An 18,991-nucleotide genomic window follows, 5' to 3' on the forward strand; every position below is an offset into this window, starting at 1 on the left:
AAAGTGGCAATCTTATAATGAAAGGAAGATTGATAGCGCTTCCGCAATACTGCCATTTCTGCTAGGGAGGGGACACATGTACAGGCTGATTATTGTCGATGACGAAGAGGAGATCAGGGAAGGGCTGCGCGATCTGATCGATTGGCCGGATCTCGGCTTTGAGGTGGTCAGTATGTTCCGAGATGGGAAGGACGCCATCCGTTATTTGCAGGAGCATGAGGTGGATGTGGTATTGACGGATATCAAGATGACCTATGCCAGTGGAATCGATTTGGCGGAATATGTGTACAGCCAAAAGCTGCCTGTCAAGGTAGTGATCTTAAGCGGTTTTCGGGAGTTTCAGCTGGCAAGGGAAGCCATTCGCTATAATGTGTCGCACTATTTGCTGAAGCCTACAGACATTGAAGAAGTGTCGGAGGTCTTCCGCAAAATAAGCGAAGAGTTGGACCAAGACAAGCTTTACCGGGAACAGGAGCAGAGGGAACGTCAACATGTCAAAATGCTGCGTCCTCTCCTGATGGAGCAGTTCTTTTCCCAATTACTGCGTGGAGGAGACACTGTTCGGGGCGGAGATGATTGGAAGAAACAACTGCATTTGCTTGGTTTGCCGGCCGATGCCCCAGCCAACAGATGCTGCCTGTTTGGCGCCGAATGGTCCGAAGCATCCGAAACTGGCGGCAAGAGCAGCCAGGACCGCTGTCAAGCCATAAGCGTCACGGTGACCAAGGAGCGGGAACAGATTCAATATTCATGCATTCATTTGGACGATAGGCGGTTTACGATCATCGGCAACGCCTTGACTGACATGACGGAGGAACTTCTGCAGAAGAGATCTGAGCAATACTTTTTGTATATACAAGGCGCCTTGTCTTCTCTATTGGGACTGTCTGTCAAGCTTGAGCACGCGGAGCTTTATCCCAGCCTGTCCGAGCTGATCGAGCGGAAAAGAAGAGATGCTGCGGTTGCGCAAACCTCCGGAGTTACCGGGGAAACCGTAGCAGATGAACCGCAGGAGGATGAGCGCATGATCATCCGACAGGCCAAGCGCTATTTCGAGGAGCATTTCAAAGCCGACCCTTCCATGACCGAGGTGGCCGGGTACGTGGGATTGAATCCGGTTTATTTCAGCAGATTGTTCAAGCAGGAGACGGGGCAAACCTATTCGGACTATTGCATCGACATCAGAATGAAGAGGGCGATGCAGTACTTGAAGGATCCCAAATACAAGGTGTATGAAATTGGGTTTCTGATCGGGTATAAAAATACGAAATACTTCCACAAGCTGTTCAAGCGGCATACCGGCCATACACCGTCGGAATACAGAGACCGGCTATGAAGAAACTGGACATCAATTATTGGCGCTACATCCGCCACTATAAATTCAACAGCATCCTCTTGAGAAACCTCGTGCTCATTATGACGCTGATTATTGTTCCGCTGGTTGGCATAAGTGTTTATGTCTACTCCCATAACGATGCCAATATGAGGGCGGAAATTGAAAACTCCGCTCATAGCGAGCTGGCGCAGATCAGGGAGTCTCTGGATTTGATTCTGTCCGACGCGGAGCAGTTGTCCGTCCGGATTAAGGTGGATCCGGATGTTGCGATTCTGTTGACAAGAAAACTGTCTTCTCCGCTCAGCTATACGGATGCGCAAAGAATTTTGCGAATTCAGCAGATGCTGCAAACCGTGAAGCTGACCAACTCTTATCTGGACTCGATTTTTATCTATTCAGAGCTGAACGATTTTTTGTTGACCGCAGGCTTTAGCTCAACGCAAACAGACGATTATTATGCCCGCTGGCCTCATATTCGTAGCATGCAGGAGCATCATCATTTCTGGGCGGCTGACGTGGGGGACGAAAGCCGGAAACCACTGCTCAGCTTTGTCAACCGGGTGCAAGGAACCCTTTCGGGAAGCGGAGACGAGGGCACTGTTGCCATAAATATGAATCTGGACAGTCTTGGCGACTTGCTTGGCGGCAATGAGCAGAAGCACATGTATATGCTGGACGATGGCGGCAAAATGATGTATAGCGGCAATGTTTCCTTGCTGAACCGGACCTTTAAAGAGACAGCCCCCGTGCTGGCGGAGTATTTGCAGGGCGATACGGTGTCCCACATCGCGAAGCTGAACGGGAATAGCCAAGTTCTCGTCAAGCTGCCATCCAAGGCGGTTCACGACTGGAGCTATGTATCCGTCACTTCGCTCGAGAGCTACCATCGCGAACGGTCGAGGATGGTTCATCTGATGGCGGTTTTGTTGACGGTAAGCGCCTGCACCGCAATCATATTGGCGTTTGTAATCGCCTTCCGCAGCTATCGGCCGATCCATGAAATCCTGTCGTTGATCGAAAATAAAGGAAATCCTTTCGTGATGCTCGGTAAGTCCGAGCGCCCGGACTGGAACGAAACGGGGTATATTCTGACCAACCTGTCCGCTTCCTTTGACCAAAGCCACAGTAAAGAAGAACAGCTGCAGGAGAAATATAAGCTACTTCGCAAAGCCCAGGCGGTTGCGCTGCAGGCTCAGATCAATCCGCATTTTCTATACAATACGCTCGATTCGATCAACTGGAAAGTCATGAGGCTGACTAATGGGAAAAATGAAGCCTCGCAAATGATCCGCTCCCTCTCATTTTTGTTGCGACTTACGCTGGAAACCGAGGAAGATCTGGTGCCTATCCGTCAGGAGCTTGAGCATGTCAAGCTGTATATGGAGATGCAAAAATTGAGATATAAGGACATATCTTTCGAATGTGTTGCGGAAGAGAGATTGATGGAGAGTCGCATTGTCAAGCTGGTTCTGCAGCCGCTTGTGGAAAATGCCATCTATTACGGCGTCAAGCAAAGTGAGCATAAAGGCGTCATCAACGTCCGCATTTTTTCAAGAAGAGATGTCATTACGGTCCGCGTGCGGGACAACGGTGTGGGCATACCGCCGCATGTGCTTTTGGCGTTGAATGAAAGCTTGCGCAAGGACCATTTGCAGGAGAACGAGCATATCGGCCTCCGAAATGTGAACCAAAGGATCAGACTCGCTTTTGGCGAAAAGTACGGCTTGAACGTCCGAAGCAAGCCGAATGTGGGGACGATTGTGGAAATGACGCTGCCCGAATTGCACATAGACTGAACGGCGGAGGCTGATTGCCTCCGTTTTTTCTTTTATACATGGGAATGAAAGGATTTCATTTGCAGCTAAATAAACGGTCTTAAATGTAAAGTGGAAGGGATTGTTTGAAAACGCAATCAAAAATATCATAGAAAGCACAGGACGGTGATCAGACACAATACGAAAGGAGGCGCCAACGTGCCGCATATAGAAAAAACTGCGCCATCCAGTACCATGGAGATCAGCCCGTCAAGCCGCTACGTGCTCTTCGCCAAGCATATGATCCAATACAAATGGCTGTATCTTTTCCTGGTTCCTGGTTGTCTGTATTTGTTGGTATTCAAATATATACCGATGTTCGGCATTATAATCGCATTCAAAGATTTCAGTCTTGTTCGGGGAATTTGGGCAAGCCCATGGATCGGATTCGAGAATTTCGAATACCTGCTCCGTTCCTCCGATTTTTACCATGTGCTGCGCAATTCCCTAATATTGAGCTTCTACCATCTTGTGTTCGGGTTTCCCGCGCCGATCATCCTGGCACTTATGCTAAACGAAATCCGCAACTTGGTGTTCAAACGGATCAGCCAGACCCTTCTATACCTGCCCCACTTCATTTCGTGGGTGGTGCTGTCAGGGATGGTCATCAACTTCCTCTCGCCCTCCACCGGGCCGGTCAATTTCGTGATCAAGCAATTGGGGGGTGAAGCGGTTCCGTTCTTACTGAAGCCTGAATACTTTCGCTCGATTCTGGTGTCGGCGGAGATCTGGAAAGGGGCGGGCTGGGGCACGATTATTTATTTGGCGGCCATAACCGGCATCGATTCTTCGCTTTACGAATCCGCCAAGCTGGACGGAGCATCGCGCATTCAGCAAATCCGGTATATTACATTGCCAGGCATTGCCTCGACCATTACCGTATTGTTGGTGCTACAAATGGGACATGTGCTCGACAACGGGTTCGAGCAAGTATTCCTGTTGTACAATCCGGCAACCTATGGGGTGGCGGATGTCATTGAAACGTACACGTACCGGATTGGCCTGATTGACGGCCGTATGTCCTTTGCGGCGGCCGTAGGCTTGTTTAAGGCTGCTGTCGGTTTGGTCATGGTGCTGATCGCGAATCGTGTGGCCCGAGTTTTCGGAAATCAATTATGGTAGGTGATCGATGTTGTCCCGGAAAAAGCTGGAAATGCTGGACGTCGTGATTTACATTCTCATTACGCTCGTATGTGCCCTAATGCTGTACCCATTCCTCAACGTTATTTCCGTTTCTTTAAGCACTTACAGCGCCTATGTGCATAATCCGATGATGGTTTGGCCGAAAGACTTTACAATTGGGGCCTATAAAGAAATCATGAAGAACGGAATGCTGTGGCGAAGCTATGTGAATACGATAGCCGTCACGGTCTGCGGCGTCGGTGTCGGCATTCTGCTGTATATTTTAACCGCCTATCCCTTGTCCAAGAAGGTATTGAAGGGACGCAAAACGCTGATGCTGCTGATCATATTTACGATGCTGTTCAACGGGGGACTGATTCCGAACTATTACCTGATGCGTTCACTGGGCTTGTTAGACACGCTTGCCTCCCTTGTTTTGCCGGCGTTGGTAACCGGATTCAATCTGATTCTGATGAAAAGTTTTTTCGAGTCTCTTCCCGAAGAGATCGAGGAAGCCGCCCGCATCGATGGAGCATCCGATCCTTATATTTTGTTCCGAATCGTAGTTCCATTATCCAAACCTATCATTGCGACACTGTGCCTGTTCTCGGCGGTGGGTTATTGGAATAATTTCTTCAACGCCGTTGTCTACATTCGCAGCACGGACAACTGGCCGCTGATGCTGTATTTGCGGGAGGTGATAGAAGGAGCAAGCACGATGGCGCGCTCGGCCAACGCAGCCGAGATGGGAGCGGAAATGATGACAAGCGAAACGATCAAATACGCCACGCTGGTGCTCGTCATGGTTCCGATCCTGTGCGTCTATCCGTTTCTGCAAAGGTATTTTGTCAAAGGCATCATGCTTGGCTCCGTAAAAGGGTGATTGCGGAAGCCGGCAAAGGTATTGTAAACCATATTCTATTGGAGGGGTTCACTATGCAATGGAGAAAAAAATCTAGTCTGGCCGCGCTGTTGACCGCCATGTCTGTAATTGCGGCATGTTCCGGTAATGGCGCCGCTCCGGCGAACTCATCGGGTCCTAGCGGAGCACCGTCCGGCAAAGCGGCGGGCAACGAAGCGCCGGTCGAAATCAAAATTATGGCCAACTATACGAAGCCGAATCAAACGGAAAGCGATAAGAAGTTTATTGAGGAAATCGAGAAGCTGAATAATGTGAAGCTTGTATTTGAAGTTCCGCCGGCCACGGGATACAGCGAGCGGCTGCAGCTGATGCTGGCTTCCGGTACGTACCCGGATGTGGTCATGTTTCCCGGCACGTCCAATCAGAGCTTTCAAAACGCCGTCAGGGACGGCATTATTATACCGGTGAACGAATACATCAAAAACTCCGAAAATTTGCAAAAGTATACCTATCAGGCATCGTGGGATCAATTGAAAATCAATCAAGACGATAAGATTTACGGTATTCCGCGCACATCCGTTGTCCGCAACGACGCCCATTTCTTCCGCAAAGATTGGCTGGACCACATCGGCTTTAAGGTACCGGACAATTTCGAGATTACGCTTGATGAATTTGCCCAGATCCTTGAGAAATTTACAACCGGCGATCCCGACGGCAACGGCAAGAACGATACTTACGGTTACGGCGGCGCCTACAATGGCAACAAGGTTCTCGATCCGATTGTTCCAGGCGCCTTTAACCTGACGGGTTGGCAAACATCGGCCGGTGGCGAATATGACTACATGAACCCGATCTATGATCGAAACAGCAATAATTTCAAAAAAGCGCTAGAATTCAGCGCTAAAATGTATACAAGCGGCTATTTTGATCCGGATTCGGCAACCAACGATTACAACAAGCAGCGCGAGCGCTTCGTCAAAGGACTTACCGGAGTATTCCCGGGCTTCTCCGGGCATTACGACCGGTTGATCAACGATCTGAAGAAAACAACCTCCGCTGCGGAATTGACTTATCTGTTTGTCAAGAATGAACAGGGGGAAGTAAAAGGCGGGTCGCTTGAGGCTTCGTCCACGGGGCTGTGGGGATTCTGGGGGATTACGTCCACCGCGAAAAATCCGCAAAAGATCGTTGATGTGCTAAATTCCTGGATTTCCGACGAAATGTGGGGGAAGACGGCTGCCGGGTACGAGGGCCTTGATTATATCGTAGCAAACGGCAAAAAGGCGCCAACCGATCCTCCGGCCGTTGAGGCGGAATTCCGCAAGTCCACCATGCGGCGGGCTAACGATATCTCATTCTTCCTGACAGTCAGTCTGACAGACGAGCAGCGCAACAAAATCGTGCCGTGGCTGGAGAAATCCATTAAGACGGTGGTACCGGCAAAAGACAATGCTTTTATTCCCGCCGCGGCCAAAAAACCGGATTATATGGATTACACCAAAACGTGGCAGCAAACGATTTTGCAAATCATTATGGGCGATAAGCCGATAAGCGAATTTGACAAATTGCTGGACGGCTGGTACAAAAACGGCGGAAACGACTATGTGAAGCAAATGAATGAATACATTGTGAAGATGAAAAGTAAATGAGCGCAATCATGGAGGTTATAACCGCCGATGTGCTGATTGCCGGCGGGGGAACATCGGGCTGCAATGCAGCCCTTGCCGCCGCCAGGGACGGCGCGCGCACGGTACTCTTGGAAATGGACGACGGAGTTGGCGGCGTTGCCGTTCGCGCAAACGTCTGCGTCTATCATTTCGGGTCCCGTGGCGGCATCCAGAACGAGGTGGACCGGCGGGTGATGTCCAGACAGAAGCTCTTCGGAGGCAGAGAGGAGCTTTCACATCCGGAGGCAAAGCGCTCGGTATACAGTGAACTGCTCCGGGACGGTGGAGTTCACGTATTGCTTGGCCACCTGATCTATGACGTGCTAGTGGAGGAGGGGGCTGTCGTTGGCGTGCTAGCAGCCGGCTTGGACGGATTAAAGGAAATCCGCGCCAAAGTTACGGTAGACTGCACGGCGGAAGGCGATGTTTCAGCGATGGCGGGCGCCTTCTATTCGGTTGGAAGGACATTCGATCGGGTTTCACACTCCTATTCCCTGTGCCCCCGTATTATGCTGTTCAATCCAAAAAGCGGCAAACTGCGGATTCATTTAAAAAACTTCGATGCAGGCTGGGTCCATTCTCCCAGCGTAGAGGATGTAAGCCGTGCGTATCGGGAGGGCAGACGGCATATTCTTAACCTCTTGGAGCGCAAGGAAGCGGATATTCATATGGTGTCTCTCGCACCGAAACTCGGGATAAGAGAAGGCCGGCACATTGTCGGAGACTACGTGCTGACGATAAACGATTTTTTGCACGACCGCCGCTTTGAAGATGTAATTTCCAGAGCATATTCCTACTATGACACCCATGCGCGCGATCTCGGGAATGAATCGGATTTTGCGCAGATCTGGCTCGTCATCCTGGATAGGATGGAGAAAGATGGATATTGGTGCGACATTCCGTACCGCAGCCTGCTGCCTCGCGGAATCGACGGCTTGCTTGTAGCAAGCCGGGCCTTTTCCGTAGACCGGGACGTGTCGATGGCCGTCCGTATGCAGCGCGATATTCAAAAGATTGGCGAAGCAGCAGGCGTTGCCGCGGCAATGGCAGTGCGCCTGGCGACGGTTCCCAGGCTGCTGTCCGTTGCGGCGCTTCAGAGCAGGCTGACGGAGCTGGGCATCTTGAAATCGCAGGACCTAAGCCGTACGGATACAGATACCACCAATCTGCAATTCCATTCGGGTGAGCTTTCGCAGCGGCCGCTATCTCCCGAGTATGTGCGGAATTTGTTGCCACAGGAAGCAGCCTGTCTGGCGGAGCTTCTGGTCATGTATTTGGGCACGGAAGAACAAGCGGCGGCGGTCTGGTGGTTGCAACTGCTGGATGATTACGCGGCAAAGGCGCTGTTGAAGATTATCGACAGACAGCTTGCATCGGAAGCGCCGTCCCCCGCATGCCGGACGGCGGCATTGGCGCTGGCTCTAATCGGTCGGCCGGAAGCGGAACCCGTATTACTCAGGATGTTCCGTTCAAGAATAAACGGTAGAACAGCCCATGCTTCCTATCCGGAATGGATCGCCGCCCTTGCGTCGCTCCGGCTTATGCGCAGCGGCGCAGTAACCGCTCTCGAAATTGCGGATGCTCTGATTGAGTCTAACTATGATACAGGCATTAACAGTATCCTGCTTCAGTATCTGGCGACGGTTTGCGACAAAACGGATCCACAGGAGCGGGAGAAGCTGGCGGACAGCTTGCTCCAATGGGCGGCGCGGCCAGAAACCGGCGCCAATTACATGCCGGATAAGGCCGAAGTCCAGCTGTCCGTCCGATGGAATATGCACATCCGCATCGGCATGGTCTTGACAAGGTTGGGCATGAAGCAAGGGCGCGAGCTGTGTGAGTCTTGGCTTAAGGATGAACGTTTGCCTGTCAGGTGGGCGGCGGAGGCGGCATTGCGGCAGATAGAGGATCATTCGGGAGAACCTGCAAAATGCGCGGAAGGAGGAGATGCGCTGTGAAACGGACCCGATATGATGCTGTAGTTGTCGGCGGTGGGGTGGCCGCCGTGTTTCATGCGTGCGCCTTGGCCGAACAGGGACACAGCGTTGCGCTGGCTTGCAGCGGCACTTCCCTTGCCCATGAGATCGGACTAACCCGCATGCCGGTGAAGGGTATACGGGAACTGGGTTCCCGATTTCCCCTGGTACATTCGTGGCTGGAAGGATTGGCCCATTGCGGAGCCTTAATGGGGGACCGTATGGAGCCAGTCTGGACCCAGCTTCTAGCTGACCAATTTGCCGCAGAGCGAGGCGTCGATGTTCTCTTCGAGGCTTTCCCTGCCGGGCTGGTTCTCAAAGGAGAGGGAGACGGCAGCCGGGTTGTGGGGGTTCGGTTGGCCACACGGGAAGGAATTCGGATTATTGAGAGCGCAACGGTTGCGGATTGCACCGAAACGGCCGTACTTGCCCGTGAGCTGCTGGATATGAGATCGGTCGATCCTGCTGATAGACACGCTTTATGGACTATGACAGTGCTTCGGCCAGATCTTATCACAGAAGAAGGCGACCAGGGTTTGCACAACATGGGAACGCCAAGGCTGGAACAGGAACGGTTTTCATTCGATTTGGACGGTGCGCATGTGGACTGTGAGATCCATCCGGCATTTAGGAACGAGGAATGTTCTGTCTTGGCGATCGTCAGCTCGCCGGAAGGCCTTGCCGGATCGGAAATTGGTTTTACGGCCATACTGGAGCAAGTATATGCACAGATCAAACGGCATTCCCCAACACAGATCGGCCCTTTATTACATGTCAGCGAAAAATGCTGGACCACGCCCGGATATGTCTGCACGGGGCCGCCCCAAGGCAGGATGAATCGGCGGACGGATGTATGGCTTGAATCGGCGGACGGATCGTTTTCTGCCATCGGCTGCTGGACTGGGGAGAGCCGGTATGCCATTGCCATGCATGACGTGTATGAAATGGGAGGCGCGTCGCTCAGGCTACTGGTTGAAGCAGCCATGGAAGCGGCTGAGAAGAAGGCTGGCTCCGGGAGCTTACAAAGTAAAAACGGATAAAATTCTTGTAATTAAGTGCCGCGTATATTGCGGCATTTGGTTTATCTATTTAGTTAGCTCCTAACATAGGTAATATGGTGTGAACAACTACATTCTCAGCACATTAGGAAGGCATTTTCTTGTCGCTAAACTAGGTGCTTTTTTGTCGTTGTATGTATGTACTTGCCGCAGTACAACGACATGAAAAGCCCTCTAATATGTACAATTATCAGTTATCAAAAGGGTTTTTATACAATTCCACTCATTGATACTAAAATCATATCTTCATCTCTGTATCAAAAATAGGAACGCGTAGGCTTTTTATATGTGCCTAAAATCGTCTCTTGGGACTATTTGATGACCCAGCTTTTTGACTAGAGAATTTTCAAGGTTTGATCGACTTTCGAATAGATGAAGCGCCGTTCTAATAAATACCTGCGAAGCGATCGATGAATCTGTTAATGAGGATACGGCAAGATGAATTTCACGATACCATTTCGGATCCAATTTACGTATGATGACTTTATTCGGTAGATTTATTGTAGATAGTTCAGACATTAGTCCAATACCTAATCCTTCTTGGACCATATTTAATGTTGTCATGTAATTATTGAGAACATATTTAAATTGAGGTTGTATTCCTGAATGCTTAAACCAATCCCTCACGGGAGGCTTATAATCATATTTGCAAATAATTAACGGTTGGTCCATGAGATCGCCAGCCTGAATAACGGACTTTGCAGCAAGAGCATGATTCTCATTTAATACCGTGTATATTTCTTCACGGTACAAAGGGAATGTTATAAGTTCATCACGACCGGAAGGTACGATAAGTCCAACATCAACCTCTCTTGAAGTAAGCCTTTCCTTTATTTCATCAATGGTCCCCTCATGAAGTATGAATTCAATTTTCGGATAATTCTCAGCTACGCTGCTTATGATTTTGGGAATGAAGAATGAGGAGGCTGAGGGAAAAACACCAATCCTCACAATGCCCGTATCTCGTCCTTTTTCTCGAGCAACTTCTTGATCAATCCGCTCAAAGTAGGTCAATATCTCTTTGAATAATCCAAGAATACGTTCCCCGATATCTGTGAAATAAACTCCACAACGACGATCGCGGGCAATAAGCTTTACACCCAACTCTGCTTCAAGTGCTGCGACTGCTCGGCTGACTGCAGGCTGCGTCATATAGAGCTCTTTTCCTGCTTTTGTGAAGTTCTTCGTATCGGATATCTTAACAAATAATTGCATTAGTCCTCTATTCATATCAATGTTGGTATGCTCCTATAATTAATAATCATTTTATAAACGATTTGATGTGTTGTATCATTGTCTCAGAATCAAACGGATCATTGGGAAAATCTCCTGTTTTGTAACCATGTTTCTTCTTAAGCTGCAGCAGAATATTTCTATAATTTTTTGCTAGGAGGTGCCACATGGATGATGTGTTGCTAGATTCTCAATCTTTGTTTTTTCAGTTGTTCAGAAAATACAAAGGTGATCCTGAGTGGGAGAAAGGTAAGGCGCTGTTCGTAGCCATGAATTGCCGTGATCAGGAAACCGCTGATCATTCTCTGGTTGTTGCATATATGGCCTACCACATAAATATAAGCATTCATCTCACAAGCCGTTATGCAGAACGGATGTTTCTCGCTGGTTTGCTACATGACATAGGAAAATTGTCAATGCCCGATAGCATTTTGAAATCTTCACAGGGTCTGAGCATTGATGAAAGAATGCTGGTTGTGGAACATGTGAAAGTTGGGCATGACGTTTTAAAAGATCTTGACTTTGGTTCGGATATCCTCCAATTTTGCTGCTCACACCATGAGAGACTTGATGGCAGCGGCTATCCTCATGGTACCACGAAGCAAAGTGAAATCGGGTGTATTGCGGCGATCTCCGATATCTATTCAGCATTCAGGTTGCCACGAATATACCGCTCAAATTGTCTAAGCGACAAAGAGATTATTGAGTATTTGCTTCACTACGATAATCAGTTCAATAGATATTACACAAACATTCTCGAATCCTTTCTTCATAAGTACTCGGAATCACCCAAAGAACGTAAGGCATTTTAGTCAGTATTACGACACAGGATGGCAATATCATTTCATTAAAGGCAAAGACCACCGGATTTCCGATGGTCTTGCTTTTTAATGTGCAGTGTTCCGAGAAACATGTTCTTCAAGTATTGTAACAGCAAGTTGAACAGACAAGCGTGATGTCTTAATGACACCTTCCTTGGCAAGCTCGCTCATCACGCCACTTACCGCTTCTCGGCTAGCTCCGAGCATATTGGCAATTTCTTGATGTGAAAGAGGCAGATCGATCAGTGCATATCCGTCTTGAATGACACCGAATTTTGCGCTAAGTGTGGAAAGGAGATGGAGCAAACGTTGTCTAAGACCATGAAGCGCAAGTTGCTCCAATTGTTCCTCTCGCTCCTTTAACCGGTCACTGAGGGCCTTAAGGAATTTGAGCGCAAGTTGAGGCCGATTAATCATCAGACGTTCGAACTGAGGCTCGGACATGGTACAAATAAGCGAAGATTCCATCGTTTCAATATAAATCCCATTAGTTCCGAACGAGAATGAATTTAGCACTCCGAATATATTTCCTCTTGTGAGAATGCCAAGCGTGAACTGTTTGCCGTTTTCGTTCAGTTTGTAAAGCCTAAGCTTTCCCTCTTTGACAAAATAAAGTCCCTCACGCGTTGACTCCGGGGTTTGCACCAATGTGTCTTTTGCGATCCAATTGAAATGATGGATGGTATCTAGCTGATCGATTTCTCTAATTTCTTCTCGTGACATTTCTTCAAAAATACTTATTTGCGATAAATACCAAAGCTTGTTCATCGGGTATATCGGGCCTCCCAAATAGATTAGCAAAGTCATTGGCGTTCGCTGCAATAACATGAATGTAACGAGCGAACTTTTTTTAAGGCTTCGGACGGTTCCATCCGCGTTCTATGGTTTAAATCTGAAGCACCGGCTATGATGGTTCCTTCTTTATCGATAATATATGTGGCTGTGATAGGAAGCTCAAATGTATGGTCACCGTTATATTGATGTAAATTAAAACCGGAACTTTTCTGAATGTCTTGCATAAAGTCAGGTAGCTTGTATTTAAGATTATAGTTTTCCGCTGTTTTGTTGTTGGCATCGCTAAGGACGAAGAAACTCAGTTCATGTTTTTCTTTCATCGAAAGCGAATGATCCGGTGTTTGTGGGCTAATCGCAATCAATTGTGCACCAGCAGCTTTAATCTCATTCATGATACGCTCATAGGCCTTTAACTGAAGATTGCAATATGGACACCATTCACCCCGATAGAACACGAGAATGATAGGACCTTTGGCTAGTTCTTCAGATAATGAGACGGCCTTGCCCGTAGCATCCTTCAGGGTAAAATCTGGAGCCTTATCTCCGATATTCAGTCCTTTGCCTGCACCTTGATCTCGAAGGTACTGAAGTAATCTGGCAAATGTCGCCGCGGCATCTGGCGACATCTGGTTTTGAGCCTGAAATGTATCAAGTTCATCCTGTAAGCTTCGTTCCCGTTTAAAAACACTGTCCTGGACCATAAGTGAAATCGATTTTTGAATTGGCGGAAATTCAAATCCTATAGATGCTGCTCTAGCATTCAATATTTTCCAAGTGTAAGGAAACATGGCGTAGGGGGATAATGTTTGTTCTTCATGTCGGCCGACATGAAACAGTGGGGGCGTATTCAAGCATTCCCCTATCTCATTACAGAGTTCCTGGATGCTTAAGTAACCGCTATTCGCCGCATTGATGGGTCCGACAAAATTGGATTTGGCTCCAATAAAATGAAGGAATTCGGCTACATCCCACGCAGTCACATAAGAAATCGGGTGTTCGGATTCCAACACGCCGATAGATTTTTGCTCAGCCACATGGGTCACATAGTAATCAAAACGGCCTGTGTGATCATCACTTCCCGATACGACCATGGCTACGCGAACCGCAACGACAGGAAATGGCGCATTCCGGAAGAAGAAGGCTTCAGCTTGGCGTTTTCCCTCCGCATAGTCATATGTCTGAGCGTCTAAATCATAACTGTATTGTTCCGGAATGAAATCGTCTTCGGTGATTTCGGTATCTTTACTATGATAAACAGCCATGCTCGAGGTTAAAATGTATCGCCCAACGCGATCGCCAAATGCTTCTAAGGCTATTTTGGCATCTTGTGGATTAAAGCAGATCTGATCGTAAACAGCATCGTAAAAACAATTGACGAACGTTTCATTCATAGCACTCTGATTGGTCCGATCTACCTTTAATCGGGTCACGGCGTTGCCAAAATCATCCGGTGTCTGACCTCTTGTTGCAATGGTCACATCATGACCTTCCGCAAGCAATAATTTGACTAAGCGACGACCGAAAAACGCTGTTCCTCCTAAAACGAGTATCCTCATTGATATTCTCTCCTATCACGTTTGAATTTTTACTTTATTAATCGAACGAATTTTCACTTTCCATCCAGGACAAAGTAAAGAGTGATAACTCAATAGTCGATGCTTTAGTTTAAAGATTAACGCGGTAGTTGAACCGGCATCTGTCATTTACATTACAGAACTCTGATTTTTTTAGGAATATAATCAAGCTATCAATCGATAGTGGAGGTTATAGACAATGAGCAACCCAAATTTAACCGAACAGCTGGAGGCAGCCGCACAGCAGTTTAAAGCCAATTCACCCTTTGAAGCGCAAATCAAACTCAGTCAAATGATCGAGGATCTTCAGAAATCAGGGGTCGCTTCCGGGAAGCAGCCAGGTGAGAAGGCAGCGGACTTTCAATTAACAAACGCACTCGGCCAAGATGTCGTTTTATATGAAGAGCTCGCGAAAGGTCCGGTTGTGCTGGTCTACTATCGCGGCGGATGGTGTCCGTTTTGCAACATGCAATTAAAGGCTTACCAGCAGATACTGCCGGAAATACAGGAGTTAGGAGCGCAACTTATAGCCATTAGCCCGCAAAAACCGGATCATTCGTTATCCATTCAGGAGAAAGAAGGCTTGAAATTTCAAGTCCTTAGTGATCCGAATGGCTTGGTAACGGCCAAGTACAAGTTGCTCTTCGATGTTCCGCAGGGAGTAAAGGAAATCATGGAAGGTGTCGGACTCGATCTTGCAGAGTACAACAATACTTCGAAATGGATTTTGCCGGTTCCGGCAACATTCATGATCGATGAGAGTGCCATTATCCGCTCGGCTTATGTCAATCCAAACTTCATGCAGCGTCAAAGTCCCGAGGAAATTTTGCGGGAGTTAAGAAAGTTGTAACGTTTTTGCATCATTTATTTGTAAGCATTATAAATCAATTTTTGTTATAAAGGGGAGAATATATCATGACAATAACCAAAGAAGAAATATTAAAAGCTCATCATTTTCGGCATGCAACGAAAGAATTTGATCCTAACCAAATCATTTCAGATGACGATTTTGAATTTATTTTGGAAACGGGCCGGCTCTCGCCCAGTTCGTTTAGCTCTGAGCCGTGGAAATTTGTTGTTGTTCAAAACGAACAACTGCTAAGCAAAATAAAAAAAGTTTCGTACGGAGCGGCCAGCAAACTACCGGAAGCCAGTCATTTCGTTATTATTCTGTCTCGGACCCCGTTGGATATGAGATACGACTCCGCCTTCCAGAAGGAGCAGCAGTCTAAAGCTGTTCCGAAGGAGCGACTGGCAAGGCATCTTGAAATCTTTGAAGAGTTCCAGAGAAATGATTTCAAACTCCTGGATCATGAGCGCTTTCTAACCGACTGGGCCATCAAGCAGACATATATAGCGCTTGCTAATATGATGACGGCTGCAGCGCTAATTGGTATTGACTCATGTCCAATCGAAGGGTTCGATATTGATAAAATGAATCAACTGTTGGACGAGGAGGGGCTGCTGGAGGACGGACACTTTACGATCTCAGTTATGATTGCATTCGGTTATCGGAAAAAAGAGCCGGGACCGAGAATACGCCTTTCGTTTGAAGAAGTTGTGAAGTGGGTCAAATAAATTTTAATTGATATTTTCCGGTTCAATCAAAAAATAGTAAGGAGAGGTATCATGGAAACCTTGAAGAAAGATTTATTCACCGCATTACGCGAACGGCGTTCCATTTACGGAATTAGTAAAGGATCACCGATTTCAGATCAACGTATCCAAGAAATCATCGAGGAAACCATTAAACATACACCATCGGCGTTTAACAATCAAACTACCCGGATTGTTCTACTCTTGGGTGAACAACATAACAAATTATGGGATATTACGACCGAGGTTCTCCAAACAATCGTTCCTGCTGAACAATTTTCTTCTACTCAGGAAAAAATGAATGGATTTCGGAACGGATACGGTACAGTACTTTTCTTTGAAGATCAGTCAATTGTAGAAGGTTTCATGAAACAATTCCCGTCATACGAAGAACACTTCCCGATTTGGTCACAGCAAACAAACGGAATGCACCAATTAGTGATCTGGATGGCGCTGGAGGCTGAGGGGCTGGGTGTAAACCTACAACATTACAATCCATTAATTGACGAACGGGTAAGAGCGGAATGGAATTTGCCGGAAAGCTGGAAACTGATTGCTCAAATGCCGTTCGGCAAACCATCAGCAGCTGCAGGTGAAAAGAAGTTTAATCCGATACAAGAACGTATAAAAGTTTTTAAATAAGCTTAAGATTGAGGCTGTCTCAACGACAGTCTCTTTTCTTTAAATATGATATTTCCAGAAAAGCGAAGGTGAACAATTATGGTGAAATATAAAGCATGGACATTTTTGATCGGGGCTAATCTGTTCTGGGCCGGTAATATTATTTTTGGAAAATTGATTGTAACTGAATTACCTGCAGAATGGACTGTCTTTCTAAGGTGGGTTGTTGGTCTGATTCTTCTTATTCCTATTGCGCAGTTTATTGAAAAGCCCTCATGGAATCAAATATGGAGGAATAACTGGCTGTTGATCATTTTGCTAGCTGTTTTATCCATTGTCCTCTACACCTATCTATCGTATGCTTCATTAAAGTTCACTTCCGCGACAAACAACGCTCTTTTTACTACCCTAACGCCAGGCTTGATTATGCTATTTTCGTTAATTTTCCTGAGTGAGAATGTAAGTGCCATTCAGTTCATTGGATTAATTACCTCCTTTATTGGTGTTTTGATTGTGTTAACGAAAGGCAACATGCTGCAGTTGTTTCATACTAAGTATAACGAGGGCGATGCGATCATGCTTTTGGCCATCTTATGTTGGGCAGCTTATTCATTGCTTTTAAAAAAAGCTAAAGGCATTCCACCTGTGACGTTGGTTGCGATGATTGCACTGGTCGGTGCTGTTCTGATGATTCCTTTTTTATTTTTCCAGCCGATTCACTTCTACAAAATAACTTCACTGGGGATCATTGGGGTTATTTATATGGGAGTGTTCCCATCAGTCTGTTCGTTTATATTTTGGAATCAAGGAGTTAAGATACTAGGTGCGGGCAAAGCCGGCATAACGATGAATCTAATTCCTGTCTTTACAGCTATGATCTCAGTTATCCTGGGGCATGCTTTGGAGATGTCACAGATGCTTGGGGGACTCATGACGATTGTTGGTATGTTATTAATTGCAATAAATAATTTAAAATCCGTACAGGAAAAAGAGGGATTTGCAAGTACTTAGCGGCTTCTAGGACTAAGAGGAAGCGATCATTTCCTTTGGGAAACGATCGCTTTATTTTATCTTCTAGGCTAGACTGTTACTTTCTTTGCCAGTCGCTCTGCGGCTTCAAGGGCCTCTTTTTTTGCTTTACCCAAAACGTCTACCTTGTCAAGCCTGCTTGTACCTTGAGCACGAATAATTTGGTAATCTTCAACGCCTAGGAAGTTAAACATAGATTTGAGGTATTTGTGTGAGAATTCGTTATCTGTGTACCAGTCGTTATTCGTGTAGATAGCGCCGCTACCTTGAATCAAGAGTAGACTACGTCCGTCAGTTAGTAGACCAACTGATCCACTTTTTGTATACTTGAAGGTTTCACGGGCGATCAAGATGTTATCCATGTAATTCTTAAGCCGGGAGGGGATATTGAAATTATGAAGCGGCATGATGATCACGTATTTTTTAGCACTTTTAAATTGCTGCAAAATTTCGTTCATTTTATTGGTAACTCGTTTCTCTTCTTCCGTTAACTCTCCGCCCGACGCCAATTTCTCCCAAGCTTTTAGAACGGTGCTGTTTATTTCCGGAATGTCTTCGTCATAAAGATCAATTTGCTCAATTATTTCGTCCGGATTAATTTTACGGTAGTTTTCAATAAAATATTTGCCGACTTCAAGACTAACGGAATCAGCGAATTCCACATTGGCATGCGCATTGATAACAAGTAATTTTTCCATTTTACCACTCCTTAATGCTCTAAATTGGCGACAATATTAATCGCCGATAATAATTGACTCCAATATACTGTAATCTGTATATGAAGTCAAATCCATTTTTATGGTAGGATCTATAGTTGACAATTGGCGCGGTTATCATTAATTTATAAGTATTTACGCATAATACAATGGGAGGATTTATTATGCAGTATAGTATCGGAGTCGAGTATGCACTGCATTGTCTAGTTTATTTAATTCCAACTGGTTCAAAGATTGGTATTAAGGAGCTTGCATTTTTTCAAGGTATTCCGGAGACTTACTTATCTAAAATATTTACAAAGCTTGCTAAAGCGGGGATCATTTCATCGGTTCCTGGTGTCAAAGGTGGATTTATGCTTGCACGGGATCCGGACGAAATTTCCTTCTGGGATGTGGTCGAGGCAGTTGAGGGTAAGAAGCCGATTTTCCAATGCCAGAATATTAAGGATAAGGGCTATCTATATCGCACTCGCGACTGTTCTGACTGTACGGTTTCTACAGGTTCCTGCTCAATTAACCTTGTTATGCTCGAAGCCGAAGAGCTAATGCAGAATTATTTGCGCACTAAGAAATTATCTTGGCTGGAGGAGGAGTTGGATCGTGTTTTGCCTGTGCAGATTCGTAAGGATACACGGGCCTTCTTTGCAAAGGACGATTCCATAAACGAAAGCGAATGAAAGCGGGATGGGCAGAGACGATTTGAACTATCGTCTGCCATAATCGTGTAATTGAGAGCATAAGCCGGCAGGGGAATTTTTCCTCGCCGGCTTG

At 46.7% G+C, this 18,991-nt stretch carries 17 protein-coding genes; 13 read left to right on the forward strand and 4 right to left on the reverse strand.

What is annotated here, in order from left to right; all coding sequences use genetic code 11:
• The first annotated feature begins 76 nt into the window (after positions 1-76).
• The 7 genes from ABE504_RS21890 to ABE504_RS21920 all read left to right on the forward strand — a co-directional run bounded on the left by ABE504_RS21890 (position 77) and on the right by ABE504_RS21920 (position 9,817).
• The gene (locus ABE504_RS21890) at positions 77-1,336 is read left to right on the forward strand and encodes a response regulator transcription factor (RefSeq protein ID WP_430092622.1); all 1,260 of its coding nucleotides are present in this window, start codon (positions 77-79) and stop codon (positions 1,334-1,336) included.
• A complete protein-coding gene (locus ABE504_RS21895) occupies positions 1,333-3,132 on the forward strand; it encodes a cache domain-containing sensor histidine kinase (protein ID WP_430092625.1) in 1,800 nt (599 codons plus the stop codon). The genes ABE504_RS21890 and ABE504_RS21895 overlap by 4 nt, the downstream gene beginning before the upstream one ends.
• A 177-nt stretch (positions 3,133-3,309) precedes the next feature.
• Positions 3,310-4,272, forward strand: coding sequence for an ABC transporter permease (locus ABE504_RS21900; RefSeq protein ID WP_430092628.1), 963 nt, complete (start codon positions 3,310-3,312; stop codon positions 4,270-4,272).
• A 7-nt stretch (positions 4,273-4,279) separates the two neighbouring features.
• Positions 4,280-5,155 carry a carbohydrate ABC transporter permease gene (locus ABE504_RS21905; RefSeq protein ID WP_430092630.1) on the forward strand — a complete coding sequence of 292 codons (876 nt, stop codon included), beginning with the start codon at positions 4,280-4,282 and terminating at the stop codon, positions 5,153-5,155.
• A gap of 53 nt (positions 5,156-5,208) precedes the next feature.
• Positions 5,209-6,783 carry an extracellular solute-binding protein gene (locus ABE504_RS21910; protein WP_430092632.1) on the forward strand — a complete coding sequence of 525 codons (1,575 nt, stop codon included), beginning with the start codon at positions 5,209-5,211 and terminating at the stop codon, positions 6,781-6,783.
• Complete coding sequence (locus ABE504_RS21915; protein ID WP_430092634.1) at positions 6,780-8,759, forward strand: FAD-dependent oxidoreductase; 1,980 nt, start codon at positions 6,780-6,782, stop codon at positions 8,757-8,759. The genes ABE504_RS21910 and ABE504_RS21915 overlap by 4 nt, the downstream gene beginning before the upstream one ends.
• The gene (locus ABE504_RS21920; protein ID WP_430092636.1) at positions 8,756-9,817 is read left to right on the forward strand and encodes an FAD-dependent oxidoreductase; all 1,062 of its coding nucleotides are present in this window, start codon (positions 8,756-8,758) and stop codon (positions 9,815-9,817) included. Before ABE504_RS21915 ends, ABE504_RS21920 begins: the two co-directional genes overlap by 4 nt.
• Before the next feature lie 300 nt (positions 9,818-10,117).
• Here the strand turns inward: ABE504_RS21920 and ABE504_RS21925 are convergent, their stop codons facing one another.
• Entirely contained in the window at positions 10,118-11,065 is a 948-nt protein-coding gene (locus ABE504_RS21925; RefSeq protein WP_430092637.1) for a LysR family transcriptional regulator, read from the reverse strand.
• A 170-nt stretch (positions 11,066-11,235) separates the two neighbouring features.
• On the opposite strand from ABE504_RS21925, the gene ABE504_RS21930 reads away from it, so the two are divergent.
• Positions 11,236-11,880 (forward strand): HD-GYP domain-containing protein, encoded by a 645-nt coding sequence (locus tag ABE504_RS21930; RefSeq protein ID WP_430092639.1) that lies wholly within the window; start codon positions 11,236-11,238, stop codon positions 11,878-11,880.
• A 75-nt stretch (positions 11,881-11,955) separates the two neighbouring features.
• On the opposite strand, the gene ABE504_RS21935 is transcribed toward ABE504_RS21930, so the two are convergent.
• Both ABE504_RS21935 and ABE504_RS21940 read right to left on the reverse strand, forming a co-directional pair.
• Positions 11,956-12,657 (reverse strand): Crp/Fnr family transcriptional regulator, encoded by a 702-nt coding sequence (locus ABE504_RS21935; protein ID WP_430092642.1) that lies wholly within the window; start codon positions 12,655-12,657, stop codon positions 11,956-11,958.
• 35 nt (positions 12,658-12,692) lie between these two features.
• A complete protein-coding gene (locus ABE504_RS21940) occupies positions 12,693-14,240 on the reverse strand; it encodes a redoxin domain-containing protein (protein ID WP_430092644.1) in 1,548 nt (515 codons plus the stop codon).
• Positions 14,241-14,457: 217 nt separating this feature from the next.
• On the opposite strand from ABE504_RS21940, the gene ABE504_RS21945 reads away from it, so the two are divergent.
• From ABE504_RS21945 to ABE504_RS21960, 4 genes are all read left to right on the forward strand, one after another.
• Positions 14,458-15,108: a peroxiredoxin-like family protein gene (locus ABE504_RS21945; RefSeq protein WP_430092647.1), complete on the forward strand. Its 651-nt coding sequence runs from the start codon at positions 14,458-14,460 to the stop codon at positions 15,106-15,108.
• A 65-nt stretch (positions 15,109-15,173) separates the two neighbouring features.
• Complete coding sequence (locus ABE504_RS21950) at positions 15,174-15,836, forward strand: NAD(P)H-dependent oxidoreductase (RefSeq protein WP_430092649.1); 663 nt, start codon at positions 15,174-15,176, stop codon at positions 15,834-15,836.
• Between the two features lie 60 nt (positions 15,837-15,896).
• On the forward strand, positions 15,897-16,496 hold the full coding sequence (locus ABE504_RS21955) for a nitroreductase family protein (protein WP_430092794.1): 600 nt from the start codon (positions 15,897-15,899) through the stop codon (positions 16,494-16,496).
• Positions 16,497-16,574: 78 nt separating this feature from the next.
• Positions 16,575-17,486, forward strand: coding sequence for a DMT family transporter (locus tag ABE504_RS21960; RefSeq protein ID WP_430092651.1), 912 nt, complete (start codon positions 16,575-16,577; stop codon positions 17,484-17,486).
• Positions 17,487-17,554: 68 nt separating this feature from the next.
• Here the strand turns inward: ABE504_RS21960 and ABE504_RS21965 are convergent, their stop codons facing one another.
• Entirely contained in the window at positions 17,555-18,202 is a 648-nt protein-coding gene (locus ABE504_RS21965) for an FMN-dependent NADH-azoreductase (protein ID WP_430092653.1), read from the reverse strand.
• Positions 18,203-18,384: 182 nt separating this feature from the next.
• On the opposite strand from ABE504_RS21965, the gene ABE504_RS21970 reads away from it, so the two are divergent.
• Positions 18,385-18,897 carry an Rrf2 family transcriptional regulator gene (locus tag ABE504_RS21970; protein WP_430092655.1) on the forward strand — a complete coding sequence of 171 codons (513 nt, stop codon included), beginning with the start codon at positions 18,385-18,387 and terminating at the stop codon, positions 18,895-18,897.
• The last annotated feature ends 94 nt before the right edge of the window (positions 18,898-18,991 follow it).

It is taken from the genome of Paenibacillus oryzisoli (genome assembly GCF_050467285.1).
GTDB classification, from domain to species: Bacteria; Bacillota; Bacilli; order Paenibacillales; family NBRC-103111; genus Paenibacillus_E; species Paenibacillus_E oryzisoli_A.

Coding starts and splice junctions, on each gene's coding strand:
- ABE504_RS21890 (WP_430092622.1), top strand. CDS start 77: ATGTACAGGCTGATTATTGTCGATGACGAAGAGGAGATCAGGGAAGGG.
- ABE504_RS21895 (WP_430092625.1), top strand. CDS start 1,333: ATGAAGAAACTGGACATCAATTATTGGCGCTACATCCGCCACTATAAA.
- ABE504_RS21905 (WP_430092630.1), top strand. CDS start 4,280: ATGTTGTCCCGGAAAAAGCTGGAAATGCTGGACGTCGTGATTTACATT.
- ABE504_RS21910 (WP_430092632.1), top strand. CDS start 5,209: ATGCAATGGAGAAAAAAATCTAGTCTGGCCGCGCTGTTGACCGCCATG.
- ABE504_RS21915 (WP_430092634.1), top strand. CDS start 6,780: ATGAGCGCAATCATGGAGGTTATAACCGCCGATGTGCTGATTGCCGGC.
- ABE504_RS21925 (WP_430092637.1), bottom strand. CDS start 11,065: ATGAATAGAGGACTAATGCAATTATTTGTTAAGATATCCGATACGAAG.
- ABE504_RS21930 (WP_430092639.1), top strand. CDS start 11,236: ATGGATGATGTGTTGCTAGATTCTCAATCTTTGTTTTTTCAGTTGTTC.
- ABE504_RS21935 (WP_430092642.1), bottom strand. CDS start 12,657: ATGAACAAGCTTTGGTATTTATCGCAAATAAGTATTTTTGAAGAAATG.
- ABE504_RS21940 (WP_430092644.1), bottom strand. CDS start 14,240: ATGAGGATACTCGTTTTAGGAGGAACAGCGTTTTTCGGTCGTCGCTTA.
- ABE504_RS21945 (WP_430092647.1), top strand. CDS start 14,458: ATGAGCAACCCAAATTTAACCGAACAGCTGGAGGCAGCCGCACAGCAG.
- ABE504_RS21950 (WP_430092649.1), top strand. CDS start 15,174: ATGACAATAACCAAAGAAGAAATATTAAAAGCTCATCATTTTCGGCAT.
- ABE504_RS21960 (WP_430092651.1), top strand. CDS start 16,575: ATGGTGAAATATAAAGCATGGACATTTTTGATCGGGGCTAATCTGTTC.
- ABE504_RS21965 (WP_430092653.1), bottom strand. CDS start 18,202: ATGGAAAAATTACTTGTTATCAATGCGCATGCCAATGTGGAATTCGCT.
- ABE504_RS21970 (WP_430092655.1), top strand. CDS start 18,385: ATGCAGTATAGTATCGGAGTCGAGTATGCACTGCATTGTCTAGTTTAT.